The organism is Paraburkholderia sp. SIMBA_054, from assembly GCF_046534875.1.
Taxonomy (GTDB): domain Bacteria; phylum Pseudomonadota; class Gammaproteobacteria; order Burkholderiales; family Burkholderiaceae; genus Paraburkholderia; species Paraburkholderia hospita.
Genome location: NZ_JAWRXV010001165.1, coordinates 1 through 256, shown reverse-complemented (window position 1 = coordinate 256; position 256 = coordinate 1). Strand labels below are relative to the sequence as shown.

At 56.6% G+C, this 256-nt stretch carries 1 pseudogene; it reads left to right on the top strand.

Going from position 1 to position 256, the window contains the following annotated elements:
- A pseudogene (locus tag SB822_RS58810) lies at positions 1–199 on the top strand (ABC transporter substrate-binding protein); the annotation flags it as partial.
- Positions 200–256 lie beyond the last annotated feature (57 nt).

Genomic DNA, 256 nt, shown 5'->3' with positions numbered 1-256 from the left:
GGCCTATGCCGAGGCTGGAAGCGATGAAGAGCAGCTCGAACTCGTGAAGAAGCTGCAGGAAAAACTTGCTGCCGACGAGCCGAACATCTTCCTCTATGCGCTGCCGAAAATCGGTGTGTGGAACAAGAATGTGAAGGGTCTGTGGAAGAACATGCCAATCCCGGCTGACGACCTGACACAAGCCTATTGGGCTGAATAACTAGCTTGCCCCGTCGTATGTCCGGCGGGGCGGTTTTACGCGAATGGCCGCGCACCC